This is a genomic window from Delftia acidovorans SPH-1, from assembly GCF_000018665.1.
In the GTDB taxonomy this organism is placed as follows: Bacteria; Pseudomonadota; Gammaproteobacteria; order Burkholderiales; family Burkholderiaceae_C; genus Comamonas; species Comamonas acidovorans.
In genome coordinates this window covers 2,080,579-2,103,041 of record NC_010002.1, presented here as the reverse complement: position 1 = coordinate 2,103,041, position 22,463 = coordinate 2,080,579, and the positions used below count along the sequence as shown (strand labels likewise).

Annotated in this window: 20 protein-coding genes; 7 read left to right on the top strand and 13 right to left on the bottom strand. The window is 68.3% G+C overall.

Going from position 1 to position 22,463, the window contains the following annotated elements; translation table 11 throughout:
- Positions 1-71 precede the first annotated feature (71 nt).
- The gene (locus DACI_RS09455) at positions 72-2,150 is read right to left on the bottom strand and encodes a bifunctional 2',3'-cyclic-nucleotide 2'-phosphodiesterase/3'-nucleotidase (protein ID WP_034390839.1); all 2,079 of its coding nucleotides are present in this window, start codon (positions 2,148-2,150) and stop codon (positions 72-74) included.
- 310 nt (positions 2,151-2,460) lie between these two features.
- Here DACI_RS09455 and DACI_RS09450 point away from each other — a divergent pair, with 310 nt between their 5' ends.
- Positions 2,461-2,721 (top strand): hypothetical protein, encoded by a 261-nt coding sequence (locus tag DACI_RS09450; protein ID WP_157059636.1) that lies wholly within the window; start codon positions 2,461-2,463, stop codon positions 2,719-2,721.
- Positions 2,722-2,781: 60 nt separating this feature from the next.
- Here DACI_RS09450 and DACI_RS09445 read toward each other — a convergent pair whose 3' ends face one another.
- The 4 genes from DACI_RS09445 to DACI_RS09430 all read right to left on the bottom strand — a co-directional run bounded on the left by DACI_RS09445 (position 2,782) and on the right by DACI_RS09430 (position 6,797).
- Positions 2,782-3,159: a hypothetical protein gene (locus DACI_RS09445; protein WP_012203822.1), complete on the bottom strand. Its 378-nt coding sequence runs from the start codon at positions 3,157-3,159 to the stop codon at positions 2,782-2,784.
- Positions 3,160-3,404: 245 nt separating this feature from the next.
- On the bottom strand, positions 3,405-4,295 hold the full coding sequence (locus tag DACI_RS09440) for a LysR substrate-binding domain-containing protein (protein WP_012203821.1): 891 nt from the start codon (positions 4,293-4,295) through the stop codon (positions 3,405-3,407).
- A 64-nt stretch (positions 4,296-4,359) separates the two neighbouring features.
- Complete coding sequence (locus tag DACI_RS09435; protein WP_043781065.1) at positions 4,360-4,758, bottom strand: hypothetical protein; 399 nt, start codon at positions 4,756-4,758, stop codon at positions 4,360-4,362.
- Between the two features lie 650 nt (positions 4,759-5,408).
- On the bottom strand, positions 5,409-6,797 hold the full coding sequence (locus DACI_RS09430; protein ID WP_012203819.1) for a hypothetical protein: 1,389 nt from the start codon (positions 6,795-6,797) through the stop codon (positions 5,409-5,411).
- Between the two features lie 145 nt (positions 6,798-6,942).
- Here DACI_RS09430 and DACI_RS09425 point away from each other — a divergent pair, with 145 nt between their 5' ends.
- Complete coding sequence (locus DACI_RS09425; protein WP_012203818.1) at positions 6,943-7,872, top strand: LysR family transcriptional regulator; 930 nt, start codon at positions 6,943-6,945, stop codon at positions 7,870-7,872.
- A gap of 3 nt (positions 7,873-7,875) precedes the next feature.
- Positions 7,876-8,805, top strand: a complete 930-nt coding sequence (locus tag DACI_RS09420) for a tripartite tricarboxylate transporter substrate binding protein (RefSeq protein ID WP_012203817.1) — start codon at positions 7,876-7,878, stop codon at positions 8,803-8,805.
- A 51-nt stretch (positions 8,806-8,856) separates the two neighbouring features.
- Here the strand turns inward: DACI_RS09420 and DACI_RS09415 are convergent, their stop codons facing one another.
- Positions 8,857-9,720 (bottom strand): DMT family transporter, encoded by an 864-nt coding sequence (locus tag DACI_RS09415; protein ID WP_012203816.1) that lies wholly within the window; start codon positions 9,718-9,720, stop codon positions 8,857-8,859.
- Positions 9,721-9,843: 123 nt separating this feature from the next.
- Between DACI_RS09415 and DACI_RS09410 the strand changes: the two genes are divergently transcribed.
- Positions 9,844-11,223 (top strand): aminotransferase-like domain-containing protein, encoded by a 1,380-nt coding sequence (locus tag DACI_RS09410; protein WP_043781063.1) that lies wholly within the window; start codon positions 9,844-9,846, stop codon positions 11,221-11,223.
- On the opposite strand, the gene DACI_RS09405 is transcribed toward DACI_RS09410, so the two are convergent.
- Positions 11,220-11,807: a TetR/AcrR family transcriptional regulator gene (locus DACI_RS09405; RefSeq protein WP_012203814.1), complete on the bottom strand. Its 588-nt coding sequence runs from the start codon at positions 11,805-11,807 to the stop codon at positions 11,220-11,222. The two genes, DACI_RS09410 and DACI_RS09405, sit on opposite strands and share 4 nt — an antisense overlap.
- Before the next feature lie 95 nt (positions 11,808-11,902).
- Here DACI_RS09405 and DACI_RS09400 point away from each other — a divergent pair, with 95 nt between their 5' ends.
- On the top strand, positions 11,903-13,117 hold the full coding sequence (locus DACI_RS09400; RefSeq protein WP_012203813.1) for an MFS transporter: 1,215 nt from the start codon (positions 11,903-11,905) through the stop codon (positions 13,115-13,117).
- Here DACI_RS09400 and DACI_RS09395 read toward each other — a convergent pair.
- The 5 genes from DACI_RS09395 to DACI_RS09375 are packed head-to-tail and all read right to left on the bottom strand — an operon-like array spanning position 13,101 to position 19,159.
- The gene (locus DACI_RS09395) at positions 13,101-13,988 is read right to left on the bottom strand and encodes a LysR substrate-binding domain-containing protein (protein WP_012203812.1); all 888 of its coding nucleotides are present in this window, start codon (positions 13,986-13,988) and stop codon (positions 13,101-13,103) included. The genes DACI_RS09400 and DACI_RS09395 overlap by 17 nt on opposite strands.
- A 9-nt stretch (positions 13,989-13,997) precedes the next feature.
- Complete coding sequence (locus DACI_RS09390; protein ID WP_012203811.1) at positions 13,998-14,852, bottom strand: alpha/beta fold hydrolase; 855 nt, start codon at positions 14,850-14,852, stop codon at positions 13,998-14,000.
- Positions 14,846-16,972 carry an acetate--CoA ligase family protein gene (locus DACI_RS09385; RefSeq protein WP_012203810.1) on the bottom strand — a complete coding sequence of 709 codons (2,127 nt, stop codon included), beginning with the start codon at positions 16,970-16,972 and terminating at the stop codon, positions 14,846-14,848. The genes DACI_RS09390 and DACI_RS09385 overlap by 7 nt, the downstream gene beginning before the upstream one ends.
- 8 nt (positions 16,973-16,980) lie before the next feature.
- On the bottom strand, positions 16,981-17,952 hold the full coding sequence (locus DACI_RS09380) for a Bug family tripartite tricarboxylate transporter substrate binding protein (protein WP_012203809.1): 972 nt from the start codon (positions 17,950-17,952) through the stop codon (positions 16,981-16,983).
- A gap of 40 nt (positions 17,953-17,992) precedes the next feature.
- The gene (locus DACI_RS09375) at positions 17,993-19,159 is read right to left on the bottom strand and encodes an acyl-CoA dehydrogenase family protein (protein WP_012203808.1); all 1,167 of its coding nucleotides are present in this window, start codon (positions 19,157-19,159) and stop codon (positions 17,993-17,995) included.
- A gap of 199 nt (positions 19,160-19,358) precedes the next feature.
- Between DACI_RS09375 and DACI_RS09370 the strand changes: the two genes are divergently transcribed.
- Complete coding sequence (locus DACI_RS09370; protein WP_012203807.1) at positions 19,359-20,690, top strand: MmgE/PrpD family protein; 1,332 nt, start codon at positions 19,359-19,361, stop codon at positions 20,688-20,690.
- Positions 20,691-20,708: 18 nt separating this feature from the next.
- On the opposite strand, the gene DACI_RS09365 is transcribed toward DACI_RS09370, so the two are convergent.
- Entirely contained in the window at positions 20,709-21,350 is a 642-nt protein-coding gene (locus DACI_RS09365) for an HD domain-containing protein (RefSeq protein WP_012203806.1), read from the bottom strand.
- A 117-nt stretch (positions 21,351-21,467) separates the two neighbouring features.
- Between DACI_RS09365 and DACI_RS09360 the strand changes: the two genes are divergently transcribed.
- Positions 21,468-22,451 (top strand): GlxA family transcriptional regulator, encoded by a 984-nt coding sequence (locus DACI_RS09360; RefSeq protein ID WP_012203805.1) that lies wholly within the window; start codon positions 21,468-21,470, stop codon positions 22,449-22,451.
- Positions 22,452-22,463 lie beyond the last annotated feature (12 nt).

Genomic DNA, 22,463 nt, shown 5'->3' with positions numbered 1-22,463 from the left:
GCCCGTTCGGCACAAGCAAAAAAGCCCCGTGCCAGATGCACGGGGCTTTTTTGTTGCTTGCCTGCCGGAACTTACTTCGACAGATCCAGGCGGTACTTGGACGTGCCCTTGCCCGAGCCGTCATCGGCGGCCACCAGCGAGATGTTGGCCAGGCCCGCCGCCTGCGCCACCGGCAGCGCGTTGGCGCCGGAGCTGAACACCACGTTGGCCGAGGTGGCCACCTTGGTGAAGCGCCAGCTCTTGGCCGCGCCATTGGCAGCGCGCGTAATGCTGCCCTTCTTGCGCACGTAGCCGATCACCACGTCGCGGTTGGCATCCGGCGAGGCCCAGATGGCGCTGGAGCCGTCGAGCTTGGCGATGAAGCTCTTGCCGCTGGTGGCGCGGTAGTTGTTCGTGGCGATCACGAACTCCTGCGCCGGGTCGATGGCCTTGCCCAGGTACTGCAGGTTCTTGATGCGGCTACCCACGGGCTGGGTCACGTCGATCTCGTACTGCACATCGGCCGTGGTGAACATGTCGAAGTTGTAGCCCGGGAAGGTGCTGATCAGCTGCTGCTCCCCCGTCTTGGCCGGATCGATCTGGTTGAAGCGCTTGGCAGCGGCCTCCAGCCAGTCCTTGATGTCGGCGCCATTCACCTTCACCGCATACACGGTGTTGGGGTACAGGTACAGGTCGGCCGCGTTGTAGATGGCCAGCGGGCCCACGGCCACGTCGGTGTAGTCGGCGCCGCCCTGGAAGCCCGACTTGAACGGCGCGCTCACCGACAGCACGGGCAGCTGCGCGTACTGCGGCAGGCTGGCCTTCACATAGTCGGCCACATAGTCGCGCTGCGCCTGGTTGACGATCTGGATGGCGCCCGGGTCGCCCACATCGGCGAACAGCGTGCTCATGCGGAAGTCCGTGCTGCCAATGGGCGTCTTCACGTACTGGATGGCGGCCTGGTGCTGGCTCTCGATCAGCGGCGCCACCGTCGGGTCCACGGCCACGTAGGTGGCCTTGCCTGCGGCGTCCTTGCCGGTCTGGATATTGCGCAGCTCGCTCTTGCCCGCGCTCTTGTCCACGCTCCACTGCTTGCCGTCCCACTTGAGCGCCAGCTGGATCACGCCCAGCGCCTTGCCCCAGGAACTGGCCATCACCGACTGCACGCCGTTGATGGTGCCCGCCTTGTTGTCCACGCCCGCCTGCGTGAAGGCCGGCGTGGCCGCCGCATCCGGGAACACGCTGTGCTGGTGGCCCATGACCATGGCGTCGATGCCGGCCACCTTGCTCAGGTGCAGGCCGGGGTTCTCCATCGTCGGCGAGTAGGCCGCGCCATCCAGGCCGCCGTGCAGCATGGCCACCACCACATCGGCGCCCTTGGCGCGCATCTCGGGCAGGTACTTCTGGGCGGACTCCACGGCGCCTTCGGTGTAGAGCTTGCCCTCCAGATAGCGCTTGTCCCAGTTCATGATGCCCGGCGTGGTGAAGCCGATCACGCCGATCTTGATGGGCAGCTCCACCGCCTTGCCATCCTTGTCCTTGGCCGCGATCTTGCGCTCCAGAATCACGTAGGGCTGCACCAGCGGCTGCTTGGTCTTGCTGCTGTAGACATTCGACAGCGCCATGGGAAAGCCGTTGCCCGCGCACTTGAGCGCCTTGTCCACGCCGTCCACGTCCAGGCCGCCGCCCAGCACCTGGTTCAGGAAGGGCAGGCCGTAGTTGAACTCATGGTTGCCCAGCGTGCCCGCATCAAAGCCCAGCGCGCCCATGGCCTTGTACATGGACAGCTGCTGCGTGCAGGGGATCTTGGCCACCTCGGCCTCGTAATCGGCCAGGGCCGTGCCCTGAATGGTGTCGCCGTTGTCCACCAGCAGCGTATTGGCAAACTCCTTGCGCGCCGCACGCACCAGCGTGGCCGTGCGCTCGAAGCCGTAGGAGGCATCCTCGGCCAGCTTGAAATAGTCATAGCTGCGCACATTGAAGTGCAGATCCGTGGTCTCCAGCACGGCCAGCGTGGCCGTCGCGGGCTGGCTGGCCACCGGGGGCGTCGTGCTGTCGTTGCTGTCGCTGCCACCGCAGGCGGCCACCAGCGCGGCGCTGGCCAGGACGCTCAGCGCCAGGCGGCGGGACAGGAGCAGGGATTGCAATGTGGGGAGTTTGCTCAGCGGCATGTGGTTTTTGTGGGGGTGGTGAAGGGGGGGAGTGTGGTGGTGGGGGTTTACAGGGGTGTGACAGGTGGCGACCCGGCCTTCCCTTGCCATGCCAGGGTGCAGGCCCCAGGAAGCCAGACGAAGCCATGCGACCCGCAGCGCGTGCGACGAACGTCCTGCCAAGGCCGGTGTTCGGCGGTGATGCCTGCACGGACAGGGCTGCTACATTTCTCCCATGCGTGTCCATCTCTTTGCCCTCGCTCTGATCGCAACCACCATGCAGGCCTGTGCGCCCCGTGCCGAGCCGCTGCCCCCTGAATGCGTGGATGCCATGCAGAAGATGGAAAAGCTGGGCGGCACTCTCAAAGCCAACGGCTCCATACCGGACGACTACATCAAGGCCCAGGAAAAGGACTACGCCACGCTCAAGGCCAACGCGCCCAAGGTGGATGCCGCACAGCGGCCGGGCTTTTGCCGCTTCTATGGCAGAGGAGCCGAAAGGGTTCAGCAAATTCTGGATCGGGATAGCCGAGGGATGGACCAGGAAATCCGGGAGATGAAGGACAAGGGCTTTTTGAAGGGGCCCATGTAAAAAAAGCGGGCTCCACGATGGAGCCCGCTCGATCCGGCACGGCGATCTACCGCCAAGCCTTTACATCATCGATGCTTCGATCAGCGCGTTCTGGACATGCGTGCGATTGGCGGCCTTGGCCGTATTGACGCAGATCTTGTAGCGCGAAGAGCCGAGCAGGACGTCAATCCAGTCGGCCCCCGTCTTGGACACTTCCTCGCGGGCGGCGGCCAGCAGGGCCTTCCACGAACTGTACGTCGTGCCGTAGAAGATCGAGAACACCGCATCGATGCCAATCATCGCCTTGGAGCATTCACGGATCGATGTAAGCGCCACATCGACTTTTTCGATCACATCGTCATTGATGTTGTCGATGGTGTTCTGTGGGATGACGCCAACGCCCCAGATGGCGTTGATGACATTGACATAGTCTTGCTTTTCTTGAGTGGTTGCAGGCATGGAACTTCCTTGAAATCGGAGGGTTGAGGGAGGCCACTGCGCAATGGACAATTTCCATTCTTCAGGAAACGGGCGACTTCCGAAATCGATGCTGGAAGTGCATGGCAATCACACAGAAACCACCGGTTCAAACCGCCCAAATGGCAGTCGGCCCACACGCTGAGCGACGGTGTTACGGCTCTGTTGCCGGGCGTTCACTCCGGTCCAAAGAGCCGGTGCCGCGCTCGACCCTCTGAGTTCTTGTTTCAGCGGCCCAGGCTGGTTCGCGTGGCGGGTGCCAGCTGCGCCGCGAACTCGCGTGCCGCTGCGCTGTAGCTCGCACCGCGACGCCACAGCAGGCCTGCCGTGCGGATGAGCTGGGGGGCGACCAGGTGGATGGCCACCATGTCCGTGGCCTGCTGGGCGGCGCGTTCGGGGACGATGGTGGCCATGTCGCCCCAGCGGCACAGCGCGATCAGCGATTCCACCGAGCCCATTTCCGCGCGCAGCAAGGGCGTGACGCCTGCGGTGCGCAGCCCGTCCTCGATCAGGCTGCGCGTGTAGAACGTGCGCGGCAGCAGGGCCAGGGGCACGCCGGTCAGCGACTTGACGGACAGCGTGCGGCGCCCGGCCAGTGGGTGCGATGGGTTGACCAGCAGCATCATGCGTTCGTCGAACAGCGGCAGCGCGTCCAGCTCGGCGCGCTGGGGCGGGTGAAAGCTCACGCCCAGGTCCAGGCTGCCGTCCAGCAATCCCTGCTCCACGGGCGGGGCCAGCAGCTCGATCACCACCACGTTGACCTTGGGATAGGCGCGCATGAAAGCCGCCACGGCCGGGGCGACCAGGGTGTTGAGGAAGGTGGGAATCACACCGATGGTCAGCGTGCCGGTCTGCAGCTCGCTGAGGTCGGCCAGCGCCATCCGCCCGGCCTCCACCTCATGCAGCGCACGCTCCGCATAGTTGCGGAACACCACGCCGGCCTGCGACAGCTTCAGCCCCCGGCCAATGCGCTCGAACAGCGCCATGCCCAGCTCCTCCTCCAGCTGGCGCAGCCCATGCGAGAGCGTGGACTGCGTGACATAGAGGTTTCTGGCCGATGTCGTCAGGTGCTCGGTCTTGGCGATATCGACAAAGTAGCGCAGCTGGCGCAGTTCCATGGGTGAAGGCAAGGGGGTGTTCGGCGGGCCAGTTTCTCACAGAGATACGGGCACGCCGCACAGTTCACTCGCCGTCGTCCTGGTCCACGAACTCCACCAGCTCCGGCAGCATCTCCAACTGCTGGATGGCATCCTTGAGCCGCAGGCCAAAGCGTGACTGAGGCCGCCCGAAAGCGCCCTGCGCCAGCCGCAGCGCCGCCGTTGCCTTGATCCACTCCACCTCGAAGGCATAGCGGTCCGCATGCTGCTGGACACTCATGCGCTTGATGTGCTCCAGCGCCAGCTCCACGGCGCAGTCCACATCGACTTCGCTGTCGTCCCTGTCGGGATCGTCGACCATCAGTTCAATCAACTGCTGCAGCGTGCTGTGCACCAGGCCCAGCGAGGCGTGCATGGCCTGCCGCCAAGTGGGAAGAAAAGGTGGTTGGGGAGAAGACGCCTGTGCGGCGGTGAGAGGGTGCATGTCTTGGTTCCTGTATGAATCAAGAGAACCACACGCCACCGTACGACGGGCAACGGGTGGACGGGATGTTCGTAACACGTATACAGACGTGCGGCCATCCTTGCGGGTAAGCCCATCCCGTCCAAAACCGTTTGAGACGGACGCACGATGACGCATCTGCCCCAGGAATCTGGACATGACAAAGCCCCCTTCAAGGTGGGGGCCGCACCTCTGTATTGGTGTTACGACACACCAAGCCTTTCGGCCTGCCGCAAGTTTAACGGCTGCGTATCAAGAAACCAGGCCGAGCGCAGCGAAGGCCCGAGCAAGCTCCCCGTATGTCAGCGCCTGCGTCGTGGCGGTTGCGGGGTTGCAAGCCTGCCGGAGGACAGGCTTGCTTCGTGATCTGACTCGCCGTGATGTTTGAACGTAGCGCGCAGCGCGCAGTGAGTTCTGCGGCGAACCCCGCAGGCGGCCCGACGCAGGTTGCCCCGCAGCGCAGCGAAGGGGTCGCGGACATCCGGGTCGTCTTTCTTTTGCCTACCTTTCTTCGGCCGGCGTACCGGTGACGAATCAAAGAAAGGTAGGTCGGCTGCCGGGCCGAGACCCGGCCTCGAAAAACCACCACCCGGCAGGGTCAAAAACTAACCCGTTGCAGGGAAAAAACCAGCTCACTGCAAAGAAGGCCGCGCCCTCTCAGGCACCCGAGCCCCCAACGCAGCCGGCACATAAGCCGCATCAAAACTGCACCCCACCCCAAACTTGGCCTCATTCCCCACACAAGCAGCAGCAATCCCCGCAGCAGTCGGCTTCACCCCCGCCTCCACCCACTGCATCAACGCAGTCATCAAGGTGGGATAGGTCGCATCGCTGATATAGCTGTGCGTCCCCTGCCGCGTGAAGGTCTGCACCAGCCGGTCCCCGCTGCCGCCCTGCTGCATCACCGCACGAAACCGCGCATCCAGCTCCACGAAGGCCGTAGGGTCGCTGATCCACTTGGCCGAGAGGACCGGCACGCCAATCCTGCCCACGGGGTCGGTGTCATCGGCGAACTTGCGGTAGGCCGCAGGGTCGGCGCGGTAGCGCAGCACGCCGGCATTGAGCGCGGCATCGTCGGCCGAGCCGGCATAGACCGCACCCTCGTTGCCGAAGGGGCTGGCGCCGCCCGTGCGCTTGGCCGAGATGTCCTGGAAGTGCATGGTGCCCCAGTTCATGTGCGACTGGATGGCGCTTTCGGGGATCTTGATGACCTTGGTGATGGTGTCGATCTTCGCCTGCTGCGCGGCCGTGCGCTGGGCGGCGGGCTTGTCCAGCGCCAGGCATTCGTTCACGCGCAGGGCCACGTCGGCCTGGCGCATCTTGGCATCTGCGGGCAGGCCCAGGTTGAGCGCGTACTGCGGCTCATTGGGGCGCGGGTGGTTGCCGCACAGGTACTGGTAGACCACGCGCAGATCGGTGCGGAAGTCATAGGCATGGGTGCCGCCGCCCAGCACGCCGCTGGTCAGCAGCACGCCGTCGTAGGGGCGCTCGCCCACGGTCTGCTCGTTGAACATTTCCGCGCCCTTGGCCGCCACGCCCGCACCCCAGGACTGGCCGTGCAGGATGGTGCGCTGTGGCTTGGCCACATGCTGGCGGAAGATGCCGCGCAGGCGCTCGGTGTCCTCGGCGGCGGCGCGCACTTCCACGCCGCCCTGGCGGTAGGTGGAGCCGGCCCAGGCATAGCCTGCGCGCACCATGATGGACCAGCGCACCAGGTCTTCGGCCGCACGGTCGGCGGTGGGCGCGGCCAGGTCCGGGCCGCCGTGGGCGTGCAGCACCAGGGTGCCGTTCCACTGCGCGGGCTTGGCGATCAGGTAGTAGGCGCCCTTGGAGTCCTGCCCGGCCCAGCAGCTGACGCCCGCAGGAATCTCGGCGGGGCAGGCCGTGCTCTTGGGAGCGGTCTCGATGGAGGTGACCGGCCCGTGCAGCACGGCCGAGCCGCCGCCGCAGCCGGCCAGGGCGAGCGCGGCCAGCAGCGAGGCGCTGGCGGGGCGCAGGGGGAAATACGCGGATGCTTGCATGTCTTGTCTCCTGTCTTGGCTTCTTGTTGGAAGTCACCTGCCGCGCCGCGTCAAGCGGTCGCATCGGTGACTGGATCGGATTCTGTAGAGGCTTGTCCAATATTTCAAAGATTTTTAGGATATCGGCTGGATACTTTTCACATATATGGAACTGCGCCATCTCCGTTACTTCCTGGCCGTGGCCGATACCGGCCACATCACGCGCGCGGCCGAGCTGCTGGGCATGCAGCAGCCGCCGCTGTCGCAGCAGATCCGCGCGCTGGAGGAGGAGCTGGGCATTGCCCTGTTCCGGCGCCACCCCAAGGGCGTGGACCTGACCGACGCGGGCCTGGAGCTGCAGGGCGAGGCCACGCGGCTGCTGGCCGACTTCACCGCCATGCGCGACCGCATGCAGGCCTTTGCGCGCGGCGAGCGCGGGCGCATCCATGTGGGCTTCACCAGCTCGGCGGCGGCCCATGCCTTCACGCCCGAGGTGCTGCGCCTGTGCCGTGGCCGCCATCCCGACATTGCGCTGGATGTGAGCGAGAACAATGCCGCCGAGATCACCGAGGCCGTGCAGGCCGGGCGCATGCACTGCGGCTTTCTGCGCGTGCCGGTGGCCCGGCCCGAAGGCCTGGTGTTCGAGACGCTGCTGCAGGAGCCCGCGCTGCTGGCCATTCCCGTGGACCATAGGCTGGCGCGCGATGCATCGCGGCCCGTGGCGCTCAGGCAGCTCGATGGCGAACGCCTGATCCTTGTGCGGCGCACGGGCGCGCCGGGGCTGTACGCGAACCTGCTGGCGCTGTGCGCCCGCCACAAGGTACAGGTGGAGGTGGCCGCCGAGGTGGAACGCATGATGACCAATGTGAACCTGGTGGCGGCGGGCGTGGGCCTGTCCATCGTGCCGGCCTCGGTGCGCGGCGCCCATCCCGAGGCGGTGGTCTACCGCGCCTTCGAGCCCGCAGTGCGGCTGAGCGCCCCGCTCACCCTGGTGCACCGCGAGGCCGGCACGGAAACCGGCGGCGCAGGACCCGCGGCCACCTTCATCGCCCTGGCGCGCGAGCTGGCGCAGCGTCACCAGGCGCCGGGCGGCTGAGGCATGCGGGCACCGCAAGGCACCGATACCGGCCGGCGCGCCCTGCTGGCGGCGGGTGCCTGCGCGCTGGCCTGGCCCGCCCAGGCGCTGCCGGCCCGGCCCGCCTGGCCGGGCGCCAGCGTGCGGATTGTGGTGGCCTACCCCGCAGGCGGTGTCAGCGACATGGTGGCCCGCGCCCTGGCCGAGCAACTGGCGCAGCAATGGGGCACGGCCGTGATCGTGGACAACCGCCCCGGCACCAGCGGCACCGTGGCGCTGGAGCTGCTGGCGCGCAGCGCGCCCGACGGCCGCACCCTGGTCTTTGCCGCCGCCACCGCCGTGGGCCTGGCCTCAGCCTCCGTGACGCCCGTGGCCGGCGTGATGCGCACGCCCATGCTGCTGGTGGGAACATCGGCGCTGAAGGCTGCAGATTTCGAAGGCATGCTGGCCGAGGCGCGCGGCATGCCCGGCGGCATACGCTGGGCCACCACGGGCGAGGGCACGACGGGCCACGCCGTACTGCAGCGCATAGAGCAGGCCACGCGCATTCCCATCGTGCATGTGCCCTACAAGGGCGGGGGCCAGCAGCTCAACGATGCGCTGGCCGGGCATTTCGAGCTGCTGTCCACCAATGTGGCGCCGCTGCAGCTGCAGGCGCTGCGCGCGGGCCGCCTCAAGGCCCTGGCCGTGGGTGCGCCGCAGCGGCTGGCGGCCCTGCCCGATGTGCCCACGCTGGCGCAGCTGGGCCATGCGCAGGCCAATCTGGATTCGCTGTTCGGCCTGTTCGCGCCGCCGCAGATGGCGCCAGAGCTGGCCCAGCGCATCAATGCTGCGGTGGCCCAGGCGCTGCGCGCGCCGGCCATCCGCAGCCGGCTGGAGGCGGCCAGCAACCAGCCGTTCGAGGGTTCGGCCACAGAGTTCGCGCAGCAGGTGATGCGCGAGGCCGGGCGCTGACCGCCCTGCATCGCTCCCCCCGCACCACGCCCCGCACCACGCCGGACGGGCTCAGCGCGCGTACTTCTTGGCCCCGGCCACGCAGACCACGGCCGCCATGGTGACCAGCACCATGCCCCAGCTCACCTGCTCGTGCAGCAGCAGGGCCGCCAGGCCCAGGCCCATGAAGGGCTGCAGCAGCTGGATCTGGCCCACGGCCGCAATGCCGCCCTGGGCCAGGCCCCGGTACCAGAACACAAAGCCGATGAGCATGCTGAACAGCGAGACATAGGCCAGGCCCAGCCATGCGGGCCGGCCCACATCGGCCAGCGATGCCGGCATGCTGAGCAGGGCGGCCGGCAGCATGACGGGCAGGGCCAGCACCAGCGACCAGCTGATGACCTGCCAGCCGCCCAGCGTGCGCGACAGGCGCGCGCCCTCGGCATAGCCCAGGCCGCAGACGATGATGGCGGCCAGCATCAGCAGGTCGCCGCGCAGCGAGCCCCCGGCCCCGCCCACGGCCGCATAGCCGGCCACGAAGGCCGCGCCCGCCAGCGAGAACAGCCAGAACGCCGGGCGCGGGCGCTCGCCGCCGCGCAGCACGGCAAACACCGCTGTGGACAGGGGCAGCAGGCCCACGAAGACGATGGAATGCGCCGAGGTGACGTACTGCAGCGCCAGCGCGGTCAGCAGCGGAAAGCCCACCACGCCGCCCAGCGCGCTCAGCGCCAGCGAAGGCATGTCGGCGCGCGCGGGCCGGGGCTGGCGCAGCGCCAGCAGCATGGCCAGGGCCAGCAATGCCGCGATGCTGGCGCGCGCACAGGTCAGGAAGGTGGGGTCCAGGTCGGCGACCGCCACGCGGGTGGCCGGCAGCGATCCCGCAAAGATCGCCACGCCGATGAATCCGTTGATCCACCCGCTGCTTGTCTTGTCCATCAAAAAACTCCTTGGTTTGCAGCGGGAAGTGGGCCATTGCACGGCCGGATCTTCCATAGACAGTCCAATACAATTCAAAAGAACTGTTATGCACACAAAACCACTACAGAAGAAAGAGCAGCCATGCGCAGCGGCACACGCATCCAGGCGGTGATGGAAGAGATCCAGTCGCGCATCGCCGCGCGCACCTACCTGCCCGGCACGCGCCTGCCCTCGGTGCGCGCGCAGGCGCAGGCCATGCAGGTGTCGGTGTCCACGGTGGTGGAGGCCTATGAGCGGCTGGCGGCCGAGGGGGTGATCGTCTCGCGCCCGGGCTCGGGCTTTTATGTGGCGGGGCCGGTGGCACCGCTGGCGCTGGGCGGTATCGGGCCGCGCGTGGACAGGGAGGTCGACCCCCTGTGGCTGGCCCGCCAGTCGCTGCAGGCAGATGCCCACGCGCTCAAGCCGGGCTGCGGCTGGCTGCCTCCTTCATGGCTGTACGAGGAAGGCGTGCGCCGCGCGCTGCGCTCCCTGGCGCGCTCGGGCACGCTGGAGCTGACGGAGTACGCAACGCCGCTGGGCCACCCGGCACTGCGCCGCCTGCTGGCGCGGCGCATGGCCGCCATGGGGCTGGAGACCTCGCCCGAGCAGATCCTGCTGACGGAGTCGGGCACGCACTCCATCGACCTGGTCTGCCGTTTCCTGCTGGAGCCCGGCGATACGGTGCTGATCGACGACCCCTGCTATTTCAATTTCCATGCGCTGCTCAAGGCGCACCGCGTGCAGGCCGTGAGCGTGCCCTACACGCCGCAGGGGCCCGACGTGGCCCGGTTCGCCGACGCGCTGCAGGCACATTCGCCACGCCTGTACATCACCAATTCGGCCATCCACAACCCGACGGGCGCCACGCTGTCGCCACTGGTGGCGCACCGCATCCTGAAGCTGGCCGACAGCTCGGACCTGGTGATCGTGGAGGACGACATCTTCTGCGACCTGGAGACCCATGCGGCGCCCCGGCTGGCGGCCTTCGACGGCCTGTCGCGCGTGATCCAGATCGGCAGCTTCTCCAAGACGGTGTCGGCCTCGCTGCGCTGCGGCTTCATCGCGGCGCGGCCCGACTGGACGCAGGACCTGGCGGACCTGAAGATCGCCACCAACTTCGGCGGCGGGCGCATGGCCGCCGACATCGTGCTGCGCACGCTGACCGACAGCGGCTACCGCAGGCACATGGAGTCCGTGCGGCTGCGGCTGGCGCAGGAGATGGAACGCACGGCCGCGCGGCTGCAGGCCCTGGGCATGAAGCCCTGGCTGGTGCCGCAGGCCGGCATGTTCCTGTGGTGCCAGTTGCCCGGGGGCATGGATGCCACGGCGCTTGCACGCACCTGCCTGGAGGATGGCGTGGTGCTGGCGCCCGGCAATGCCTTCAGCCAGTCGCAGAGCGCAGGCGACTTCCTGCGCTTCAATGTGGCGCAGTGCTCGGATGCGCGGATCTTCGAGGTGCTGGCGCGGGCGCTGAAGGGCTAGGCCGTTTCAGCCTGCAGCAGGCCCCGCACCCGTGCCTGCACGTGTTCCAGGGACGGCGGCAGATCGAACAGCACGCGGTAGACGATGGGCGCGGCCAGCGCGTCGATCAGGGTGTCCGCAGCGGGCATCGCCTCGCCACGCCGCGCTGCGCGCTCGCCGATCTGCGCCAGTTGCCCGCGCAGGATTTCCACGCAGGCGCAGGGCGTGTGCTCGTTGCCTGCTGCGGCGGCCATGTCGCGCAGCATGGTGCGTCCCAGCGGCGAGGCCGACTCCTCCAGGAACTGCTCGGCCCAGGCCAGCAGGTCGCCCTCCAGCGTGCCCGTGTCCAGCGGCGGCGCCGTGGGCCGGATGATTTCCACGGCCACATCGGCCAGCAACTGCTGTATGTCGCCCCAGCGCCGGTAGAGGGTGGACGGCGTCACGCCCGCCTGGGCGGCGATGAGCGGAAAGCTCAATTCCTCGCGCGGCATGGTTTCCAACAGGCCCTTGACGGTCTGGTAGACCGTGGCCTGGATGCGCGCGCTGCGTCCGCCGGGACGGGCGGGACCGCCTGTTTTGGAAAGGGATGGGACTTGCGTGCTCATGGTTATTAAAGCTAAAAATTTGCGTTAGCAGCGCACAAGCGCAGAATTCGCTAACGCAAAAACTTTGCATTAATTGTGCAGCAGGGCTCTTAACCATGTCGGTACTGCAACCATCCAACTCCACTCCCGCTGCCCGGCCCGGCCGCAGCCTGGCCGTCCTGGCCTTCGGCCTGGGCAGCTTCTTCGCCGCCTCCAGCGCGCCCACGCCGCTGTACCGGCTCTACCAGCAGGACTGGGGCTTTTCCTCCGGCATGCTGACCCTGGTCTTCGCGGTCTATGCGCTGAGCCTGCTGCTGGCCCTGCTCACCACGGGCGCGCTGTCGGACCACCTGGGCCGCAAGCCCGTGATCCTGGCGGCGCTGGTGCTGGAGATCGTCTCGCTGGCGGTGTTCGCCCTCGCGGGCGACGTGCAGGCCCTGGTGCTGGCGCGCGTGCTGCAGGGCTTTGCCACCGGCATGGCCAGTGCGGCCATGGGCGCGGCGCTGCTGGACCTGCACCGCGAGCGCGGCACGCTGGTGAGCACCATGGCGCCCATGGTCGGCATGGCGGCGGGCATTGTCGTGGCGGGCGAGTTCGCGCAGCTGTGGCGCCAGCAGCTGGGCCTGGTGTTCTGGCTCATGGCGCTGATCTTCGTGGCCGTGGCCGCCGCCATGGCCGTGCTGCCCGAGACGGGCGCGCGCCGCCCCGGCGCACTGGCCGCCATGCGCCCGCGCGTGCGGATTCCGGGCCAGGCCCGGCCCGACTTCATGCGCGTGCTGCCCATGAGCATCACGGTGTGGGCGCTGGGGGGCTTTTACCTGTCGCTGGGCCCTTCGATGATCCGCTCGGTCACGGGCTCGGAGGTCGCCGCCAGCTTTGCCGTGTGCATCAACACGCTGAGCGCCGCCGCCGCCATCTGGACGCTGCGCAGCCGCGCGCCGCGCGCCATGCTGCAGTTCGGCGGCAGCGGACTGCTGGCCGGGGTGGCCCTGCTGCTGGTCGGCGCCCATCTGCAAAGCCTGCCCCTGGTGCTGGGCGCCTCGGTGGTGGCGGGCGCGGGCTTCGGCGTGGGCTTCCAGGGCGCGCTGCGCAGCGTGATCCCGCTGGCCGAGCCGCACGAGCGCGGCGCCCTGATCTCGGCCATCTACATCGCCAGCTACCTGGCGTTCAGCGTGCCGGCCATCGCGGCGGGCATGGCCGCCGCGCGCTTCGGCCTGTTGCCGGTCACCTATGCCTACGGCCTGATGCTGATGCTGTTCGCGGGCCTGGCGCTGGCGGGGACGCGCCAGCCCAGGCCGGTGGCCTGTGCACGGCCTAGATCTGCTCCTTGAGCCAGTCGCTGAACAGTTGCACCTTCCTCGACTGGCGCTGCAGCCTGGGCGTGACCAGGTAGTAGGAGGCGCCGGTGCGCACAGGCAGTCCGAAGGGCGCGACCAAGCGGCCGCCGTTGATGTCGTCGACCAGCAGCGCGGTCTGGCCAATGGCGATACCCAGGCCATCGGCGGCGGCCTGCCAGGTCAGCACCGAGCTGCTGAAACGCATGGTCTCCACGCCGTCGATCTCGTCCTCGTAACGGCACAGCCGGGCCCAGGTCTGCCAGTCGGCCTTGCGGTAGTGCGAGACCAGCAGCCGCTTGCGCAGCAGGGCCTGGGGATAGGCGATCTCGGGGGCATTGGCATGCAGGAAGGCGGGGCTGCACACGGGCTCGATCACGTCCTCGAACAGGAATTCAGTGTCCACGCCCTGCCAGGCGCCATGGCCCATCTGTATGGCCAGGTCCACATGGTCGCGATCGAAGTCCACGTCCTTGACCGAGTTGGTGATGACCACGGCGATGTCGCCATGGCGGGCGTTGAAGTCCTGCAGCCGCGGAATCAGCCACTTGGCGGCGAAGGTGGTGTAGGTCTGCAGGCGCAGCGTGTTGTCGGAGCCGCTGCGCATGATCTCGTCCGTGGCGCGGCCAATGCCCTCGAAGGCAGGGGCCACGGCCTCGCCATAGCGCTGGCCGGCCAGGGTCAGGCTGATGCCGTGGCGCTCGCGCCGGAACAGTTCCACGCCCAGATAGGTCTGCAGCACGTTCAGCTGCTTGCTCACGGCGGACTGGCTGATGTGCAGCTCGCGCGCCGCCTGGGTGAGATTGCGGGTGCGCGCCACCACTTCGAAGACCTTCAGGGGGTTGAGCGGCGGGATTCTTCCATGCATGCGCGGATTCTAGGATTGCGCCTGCAGCCAGCGGGCCATGAGCAGGTTCACCTCCGGTGCGCATTCGTACTGCACCCAGTGGCCGGCACGCGGCACGATGGTCCAGTCGCGCTCGGCGCGTCCCTGCGCCAGGGATTCGGCGGCCTCCATGGGCTCGGCCGTGACGTCGGCCTCGCCCCAGACCAGCAGCACGGGGCGCCGGTAGTCCTGCAGCAATGCCTGCAGCGCGCTGCCGCGCGAAATGGATTTGCTGCGAAAGCGCGTGGCTTCGCAGGACAGACCATGCACGCACAGGGCCAGCGCATCCACGGCCTCCGGTCCCGACAGCATGAAGGCCGCCAGGTTCTGCCGCCACGCGGCCTCGCGCGCGGCGAGGTCGTCCACGCGCCAGTCCAGCAGCGGGGCCATCTCGCGGCGCCTGCCGCCGTGGCCGGCCGTGCCCAGCAGCACCAGGCGCTCCACCCGCTGCACGCGCGCTGCCAGCTGGGCTGCCATCGCTGCGCCGAAGGAAAAGCCCGCCAGGAGAACGCCCTGCTCGGGTACCAGCAGGTCCAGACATTGCTCCAGCGATTGCAGCAGGGCCGGCAGGCGTGCGGGGTCATGGGCGGGCAGTGCGAAGTCCTGCGAATCACCGAAGCCCGGCAGATCAGGCACCAGCACGCGGAACTGGCGCGACAGCGCTTCGATGTTGCGCACCCAGTGCATCCACGACCCGTGGCCGCCGTGCAGCAGCACCAGGGGGCGGCCCTGCCCCCATTCACGCCAGTGCAGGTCCACGCCCTCGTCCCCCCAGGTGGCGGCAAGCACATGGTGACGCGCCGTGGAGTCCAGCGCCTGCAGGAGGCTGTGGCGCGGGTTCAGCACGCCTGCAGCACCAGTGCATCGACGGCCACCACGCCCTGCCCTTCGGGCAGGACCATGAGCGGGTTGGCCTCGGCCTCCAGCACGCCCAGCTCGGGACGCAGGGCGAGGCGGGACAGGGCGGCGATGGCATGTGCCAGCGCCTCCAGGTCACCCCGGGGCTTGCCGCGCAGGCCGGAGACGGTCTGCAGCAGCCGGACCTCGGCGACCATTTCCCGGGCGGTTTCCACGGACACGGGGGCCATGCGGATGCTGCGGTCGCGCAGCACCTCGGCCCAGATGCCGCCAGCGGCCAGCATGATGACGGGGCCTGCATCGGGGTCGATGCGGTAGCCCACCAGCACCTCGGCCAGGCCCTTGCACAGGGGCTGCACCAGCGCCTGGTCGCAGGCCGTGCCCGGCGCATTGCGCGCCAGGTTGGAGCGCAGGGTGGCAAGGGCACCGTCCAGCTCCTGCGCCGTGCCAACGCCCAGCACCACGCCACCGACCTCGGTCTTGTGCGCAATGGCCGGCGAGCACAGCTTGGCCACCACGGGGTAGTCAAACGGCAGGTCCCCGACCGGCCCCTGCAAAGGCAGGCAGGCAAAGGGCGCATGCGGCATCTGCAGCGCGTCGAACAGCGCATAGGCCTGGGCCTCGCTGAGCGCACGACCCTCGCCCCGCAGCGCAGGGACAGCGGCCACCGGACCCGGAACGCGCCGTGCCAGCACGCTGGCAATGGCGTCGGCGCAGCTCTCCGGCGTGCGAAAGCAGGGAATCTGTGCCTCGGTCAGCGCGGCCAGGGCCTGCGGCGCGTCGGGCACGAGCATGGCCACCAGGGGCTTGGCATGGTCGGCGCTGTCCATGATGGGACGCACCGCCAGGTCCGGCTGATAGCGGGCGGACGAGCCGACGACGGCCACCACCATGTCGATCTCGGGGGCCTGCAGCAGGATGTCCAGCGCCTTCTTCATCACTTCGTAGCGCGTGCCGGCCAGGGTCAGGTCCAGCACGCGGCCTGCGCTGCCGGGGATGCCGGCCTCCTTGAGGCGGGCCAGCGTCTCGCCGGCCACGGGCTGCACGGTGATGCCGCGCAGGCCCAGCTGGTCCACCACCATGGCCGCACCGCCGCCCGTGGTGGTGACCACGGCCACGCGCTGGCCACAGGCAGGGCTGGCGCCGGCCAGGGGCAGCTTGCGCGCCAGCGGGAACACCTCGAACAGCGTCTCCAGCATGTCCACGCGCGCCACGCCCAGGCCCTTGAGGAAGGCATCGGCGATATCGTCCTCGCCCGCCAGCGCGCCCGTGTGCGTGGCTGCCATCTCGGCAGCGGCGCTGGAGCGGCCCAGCTTGTAGGCGATGACGGGCTTGCCGCGCAACGCGGCCTCGCGCGCAAAGGCCTGCAGCGCATCGCCATGGCGCAGGCTCTCCAGGAACAGCACATAGCCTTCTATGCCTGGATCGTCCAGCGTGGCCGCGCAGATCTCGCCCACGCTCAGGTCCACCTCGCTGCCCACAGAGACCAGGCCCGCGAACCCCACGCCGCGCGCCTTGCCGCGCGAGACCAGGGCGCCGATCATGCTGCCGCTGTGCGATGCCACGAAGACCTTGCCGCTGGGCACATCGGGCTCGGCAAAGGCCGCGTTGGCCGTGAGCACCAGGCCGTTGCGCGGATGGACCACGCCCAGGCTGCTGGGCCCCAGGATGCGCAGGCCCGTGGAACGCGCGATCTGCCGCAGCTGCTGCTCGCGTTGCGCGCCTTGGGGGCCCGACTCGGAAAAGCCGCTGGCCAAAATGGTGACCACGCCCACTCCCAGCCGCGCGCATTCGCGCACGGTCTCCAGTACGGTCCCGGTGGGCGAGAGCACGAAGACATGGTCTGGCACCTCGGGCAAGGCGGCCAGGCTGGGCCAGGCGGGCTCGCCCTGGACCTGGCTGCGGTGTGGATTGATGGGGTAGATGGTGCCGGCAAAGCCCGCGCGCCGCAGGAACTGCAGCGGCCGCCCGCCGGTCTTGCCGACGTCGTCGGAGGCACCCACCAGGGCGATGCTTGCAGGCTCCAGCAGGACCTGGCGCAAGAACCGGCGGGAGGACTGCGTGGCGCCGGAGACAGCGGCGGCGGCAATGGAAGTGGAGGCGTTCATGGTTCGGCTTACTTCTCTATCTTGACTTTCTTGAACTGCTCGGACCAGTGGACCACCTCGGCCTGCAACTGCGCCTTGAATTCGGCGGGCGAATTGCCAATCAGCACCGCGCCCTGCGGGACCAGGGCCTCCTTGAACTCGCGGGACTTCACGGCCCTGGCCACCGCGGCGGCCAGCCGGTCGACGATGGGTTTGGGCGTGCCCGCTGGCGCCAGCAGCCCGTTCCAGGAATCGGAGACCATGCCCGGCAGGCCCAGCTCGGCAAACGTGGGCACGGCGGGCAGGCCCGGCAGGCGCACGGGGCCGGCCACGGCCAGCGGACGCACTTTGCCTGCTTCCAGGTTGGGCATGGCGCCAGTGGATGTCATGAACGCGACATCGACCACGCCCGCTATCAGGTCGGTGAGCACGCTGGAGCCGCCCGAATAGGGCACATGCAGCATCTGCAGGCCGGCCAGCTGCTCCAGCCGCAGCGTGGCCATGTGCTGGGAGCCGCCCGCGCCCGTGGTGCCATAGCTGAGCGCACCGGGCCGGGCCCGCGCCCGCGCCTCGAATTCCTTGTAGCTGCGCACGGGCAGTTGGGGGCTGGCCGCCAGCACGCCGGGTGCCGAGGAGATCTTGGAGATGGGCTCGAAGCTCCTGAGCGGGTCGAACTTCTGCCTGGGAAACACAAAGCTGTTCATGGTCAGCGGCGCCGCAGCCACCAGCAGCGTATAGCCGTCGGGCGCAGCCACGGCCACGGTCTCCGAGGCGATGTTGCTGGTGGCACCGGGCTTGTTCTCCACGATGAAGGCGCCCTTGAGTTCGTCCTGCAGTGCCTTGGCCACCAGGCGCGCCACCACGTCCGTGGGTCCGCCGGCCTGAAAGCCCACGATGATCTTCACGGGCCGCGACGGATATTTTTCCGAGGCCGCTGCCATGCCTGCGCAGCCCATTGCCGCTGCCGCCGCGAGCGCGGCCATCCATGTACGACGATGCATTCCTTGTCTCCTTTTGTAGTGGTGCCGGGTGGTGCCGGTCTTACTGCCGGGGTGCGGGCTGGGAGGCTTTCTGGGAGAAGGTCCGCCCGAAGACGCCCTCGGCGATGCGGTTCCTGAGCACTTCGATGGAGCCGCCGGCGATCATCCAGCCGCGCGTGCGGCGCACGCAGTACTCCACCAGGGCCTCCTGGCTGAAGCCCAGGCCCCCCATGACCTGCATGGCCTCGTTGGACACCTCCCAGCCCGCCAGATTGCAGGCCAGCTTGGCCATGGCCGTGCTTTGCGCGCTGGGCAGGCCATGCTCACCCTCGAGCGCGGCCTTGTAGAGCAGCAGCTGGGCCTGCTCCAGCTTCATCCACATGTCGGCGAACTTCCACTGCAGGCCCTGGAACTCGCACAGCTCGCGTCCGAACTGGCGGCGTACCCGTGCGTGCTCGCGCGCCAGGTTGAAGGCATGCCGGCCCAGCGCCAGCGCGCGCGAGGCATTGCCCAGGCGCTCCACGTTGAAGCCCGAGATCTGCTTCTTGAATCCACCCGCGCCCAGCAGCACGTTCTCGCGCGGAATGCGGCAGTTCTCGAAATACAGCTGCGCCCATTGCTCGCCATTCATGAAGGCCGAAGGCTGGCCGACCTCGACGCCGGGCGTGCCGCGCTCCACCAGCACCGAGCCTATGCCGTCCACGCCCGGCCCGAAGCGCACGTAGACCAGGAACAGGTCGGCTTCGGGGCTGTGCGTGGAGAACACCTTGCTGCCGTTGATCACATAGTGATCGCCCTCCAGCGTGGCCGTGGTCCTCAGCTCGGTCACGGCCGAGCCTGCATCGGGCTCGGTCATGCCCAGAGAAATGAGCTTTTTTCCAGCCAGCAGATCCGGCAGGAAGCGCGCCTTCTGCGCGGCGTCCGCGTACTCCACGAAGGTGCGTATGGGGCCGAAGTTGCCGGCCTGCACGATGTCGGCGCTCTTGGGGCAGACCAGGGCCACCTGCTCGATGGCAAGCACGGCATGCATGAGCGAGCCGCCCTGCCCGCCGTCGGCCTCGGGAAAGGCAATGCCCAGCAAGCCCTGCTCGGCCAGCAGGCTCGCAGTCTCCCAGGGGTAATGCGGGGAATGCGCACGCTCCAGTGCGCCGGCCGCCAGCTTGTCCTGGGCGAACCGGGCCACGCTGTCGGCGAAAGCCTGGTGTTCTTCGGAAAGGGTGAAATCCATGGTGATCGGAAAGCGGGTTGACGATGGCCTGGATCATTGGCTCCAGCCCGCCGCTCAAGTTCTTCCAATCACGCCTCAAGACATGACAAAAGGATATGTCTATCGCGCCGGCGCACCGCTATCGTGAAAGCCTGCATCGTTGCACCACCCAGCCCCACCCGGCCCCGCCCGCCACCCTCACTCCCAACAAATCCACGCCATGTATGTCAGCGAAACCCTGGGCCAGTTCGGCGCCCGATTCCAGCAAGCGCCTGTCGAGGCCAGCGTTCTCCACCATGCCCGACGCGCCGTGGTGGACTGGTATGCCGCGCTGATCGCCGGCTACGGCATGGACCCCACGCCCCGGCTGGAACGCGCCATGGCCGAAGACCTGGACCGGGGCGGCGCACGGCTGGCCCTGGGCCGGCGCGCCACCGCCCGGGCGGCGGCGCTGATCAACGGTACGGCCTCGCATGCAGCCGAGGTGGACGACATCTTCAAGCACGCCATCTACCACCCGGGCGCACCCACCATCTCGGCGGCCCTGGCGGTGGCGCAGCAGCAAAGGGCCAGCGGCCTGCAATTGCTGCAGGCCGTGATTGCGGGCTACGAGATCTCCACCCGCATAGGCCAGGTACTGGGACGTGCGCACTACCGCTACTGGCACAACACGGGCACGGTGGGCAGCTTTGGCGCTGCTGCGGCGGCGGCCTGCCTGCTGGGGCTGGATGCGCAGCGCTTCACGCATGCGCTGTGCACGGCGGCCACCTTTGCGGCAGGACTGCAGCAGGCCTTCCAGATGGACTCCATGTCCAAACCTCTGCACGCCGGGCGCGCGGCCGAGGCCGGCGTCGCCGCAGCACTGATGGCCGACCAGGGCGTGACGGGATCGCTCGATGTCTTCGAAGGCGCCATGGGCCTGGGCACGGCCATGAGCGATGCGCCTGATTGGCAGCCCGTGCTGGCGGACCTGGGCCAGGTCTTCAACACCGCTGCCATGACGTTCAAGAACCACGCCTGCTGCGGCCACACCTTCGCGCCCATCGACGGCGCCCTGCATCTGCAGCAGGTGCATGGCTTCGCTGCCGACGATATCGCACAGCTGCAGGTTGCCACCTATGGCCCGGCCCTCACCGTGGCCGGCAACCGCGCACCACGCACGGCCGCCGAGGCACGCTTCAGCATTCCCTACGTGGTGGCCCATGCGCTGCGCCGGGGCAGCGTGCGGCTGGCGGCCTTCGACGAGGCTCATCTTGGCGATGCACAGACCCGCGCGCTGATGCAGCGCATCACGCTGGAACGGCACCCCGAGCTGGACCACCAGTTCCCGGCGCAACGCGCCGCGCAGGTCCGCATCACCCTGCGCGACGGCAGTGTGCATTCCTGGCTGCAGCCCACGCGCAAGGGCGATCCCGACATGCCGCTCAGCGACGCCGATCTGCAGGCCAAGCTGGCCGAGCTGGCCGGACCCGTGCTGGGCGCGGACCGGCTGCGGCAGGTGACCGAGCGGCTGTGGACGCTGGACCAGGCCGCAGATCTCGATGGCTTGTGACGCGGGGCATGCGCCTGCTCAGCCGGGCCAGGCCGAATGGCGGATCACGCTGCAGAAGTTCATCGGCCTGAAAGCCGGCTCCTTGTCCGCCAGCACATCGGCCTTCACGTTGCCGAAGGTGGTCTGGGGCTTGTGCCGGATGCCGTCGTAGAAGGCCTGGATGATCTCCTCCTTGAAGCGCGGACCGCGCGGATGGGCCTGCACGATGGCCTCGCGCTGGGCATCGGCGTAGTCGCCGTAGGTCAGCCCCAGCACATCCATCTCCACCCCGGCCGTCACCAGGGCGATGACGGGATGCATGAACTCGGGAATGCCGGGCGTCGTGTGCAGGGCAATGGCCGTCCAGACCAGATCGATGTCCTGCGCGGCGATTCCGTGGCCCCGCAGAAATTCGCGGGCTGCGTTGGCGCCATCCACCTCGAAGCGGCAGCAATCGCTGCTGTGCCGGTGCGTGAGGCCCATGTCGTGGAACATGCAGCCGCAGTACAGCAGCTCGGGGTCGAACGCCAGGCCACGCCTGGCGCCCGCGAGGGCGCCGAAGTAGTAGACGCGGCTGGAATGGTGGAACAGCAGCGGCGATGCCGTGTCACGGACCAGTTCCGTGACCTCGCGCGCAAGCCGGCTGTCGGGGATGCGGATTCCGTCGATATCGAGACGCATGGGTGGCTCCTTTCAAAGTGCTCGATTCGATTCTGGGGATACACTGCCACGTCATCAATCGACGCATACCGTCGATTTCTGCCATTTCACGCGCGATGCGGACACCGGGGCTTTTCCATGACAAGAACGATTGCGATCCTTGCGCTGCAAGGCGTCCAGCTGCTGGATGTCTCGGGGCCGCTGGACGTGTTCGCGCAGGCCAACGCAGAACTGGGCCGCCCCTTCTATGCGCTGAAGGTGGTGGGCCGCGACCATGCGCCCATCCACAGCTCGTCGGGCGTGCGTCTGGTGCCCGACTGGGCCATGGGAGATGCGCTACCCCGGCTGGACACGCTGCTGGTCGCAGGTGCCCCCCATGCCATGGACATGCTGCTGGGCGAGCCCACGCTGCAATGGCTGCGCACCATGGCCAGGCAGTCCAGGCGCTTCGGATCGGTGTGCTCGGGCGCGCTGTTCCTGGCGGCCGCCGGCCTGCTCGACGGCCGGCGGGTGACCACGCACTGGGCCGTGGCCGACACGCTCAGGCACGCCCATCCACGTACCACCGTGCTGGACGACGCGCTGCATGTGCGCGATGGCAAGCTGCGCACCTCGGCCGGGGTCACGGCAGGCCTGGACTTGGCCCTTTCGCTGGTGGAGGAGGACTGCGGGCGCGAAGTGGCGGCCCGCGTGGCTTCGCAGCTGGTGATGTTCTTCAAGCGTCCCGGCGGCCAGCTGCAGTTCAGCCGCAAGGGCCATGCGGGACCGGCTGGCCGCTCTGCGCTGCAGGAAATACAGCGCTGGGCCGTGGCGCATCCCGCGCAGGACCTCTCGGTGCGTGCGCTGGCTGAGCGCGCCGGTCTCAGCGCGCGGCATTTCGCGCGGCTGTTCCAGGCGGAAGTCGGCGTGACGCCAGCCGCCTGGGTGGAAACCATGCGCGTGTCCGCAGCCCGTGAACTGCTGGAGGCCGGCCATGACGCGCCCAAGCAGATCGCGGCGCAGTGCGGCTTTGCCAACGCGGACACCCTGCGCCGCAGTTTTTCCAAGCACCTGGGCATTTCTCCAGCCATGTACCGGCGTCACCAGGGCGCGGCCCCCGAAATCCCGGGCAGAGAAAAATAAAAACATAGCAGC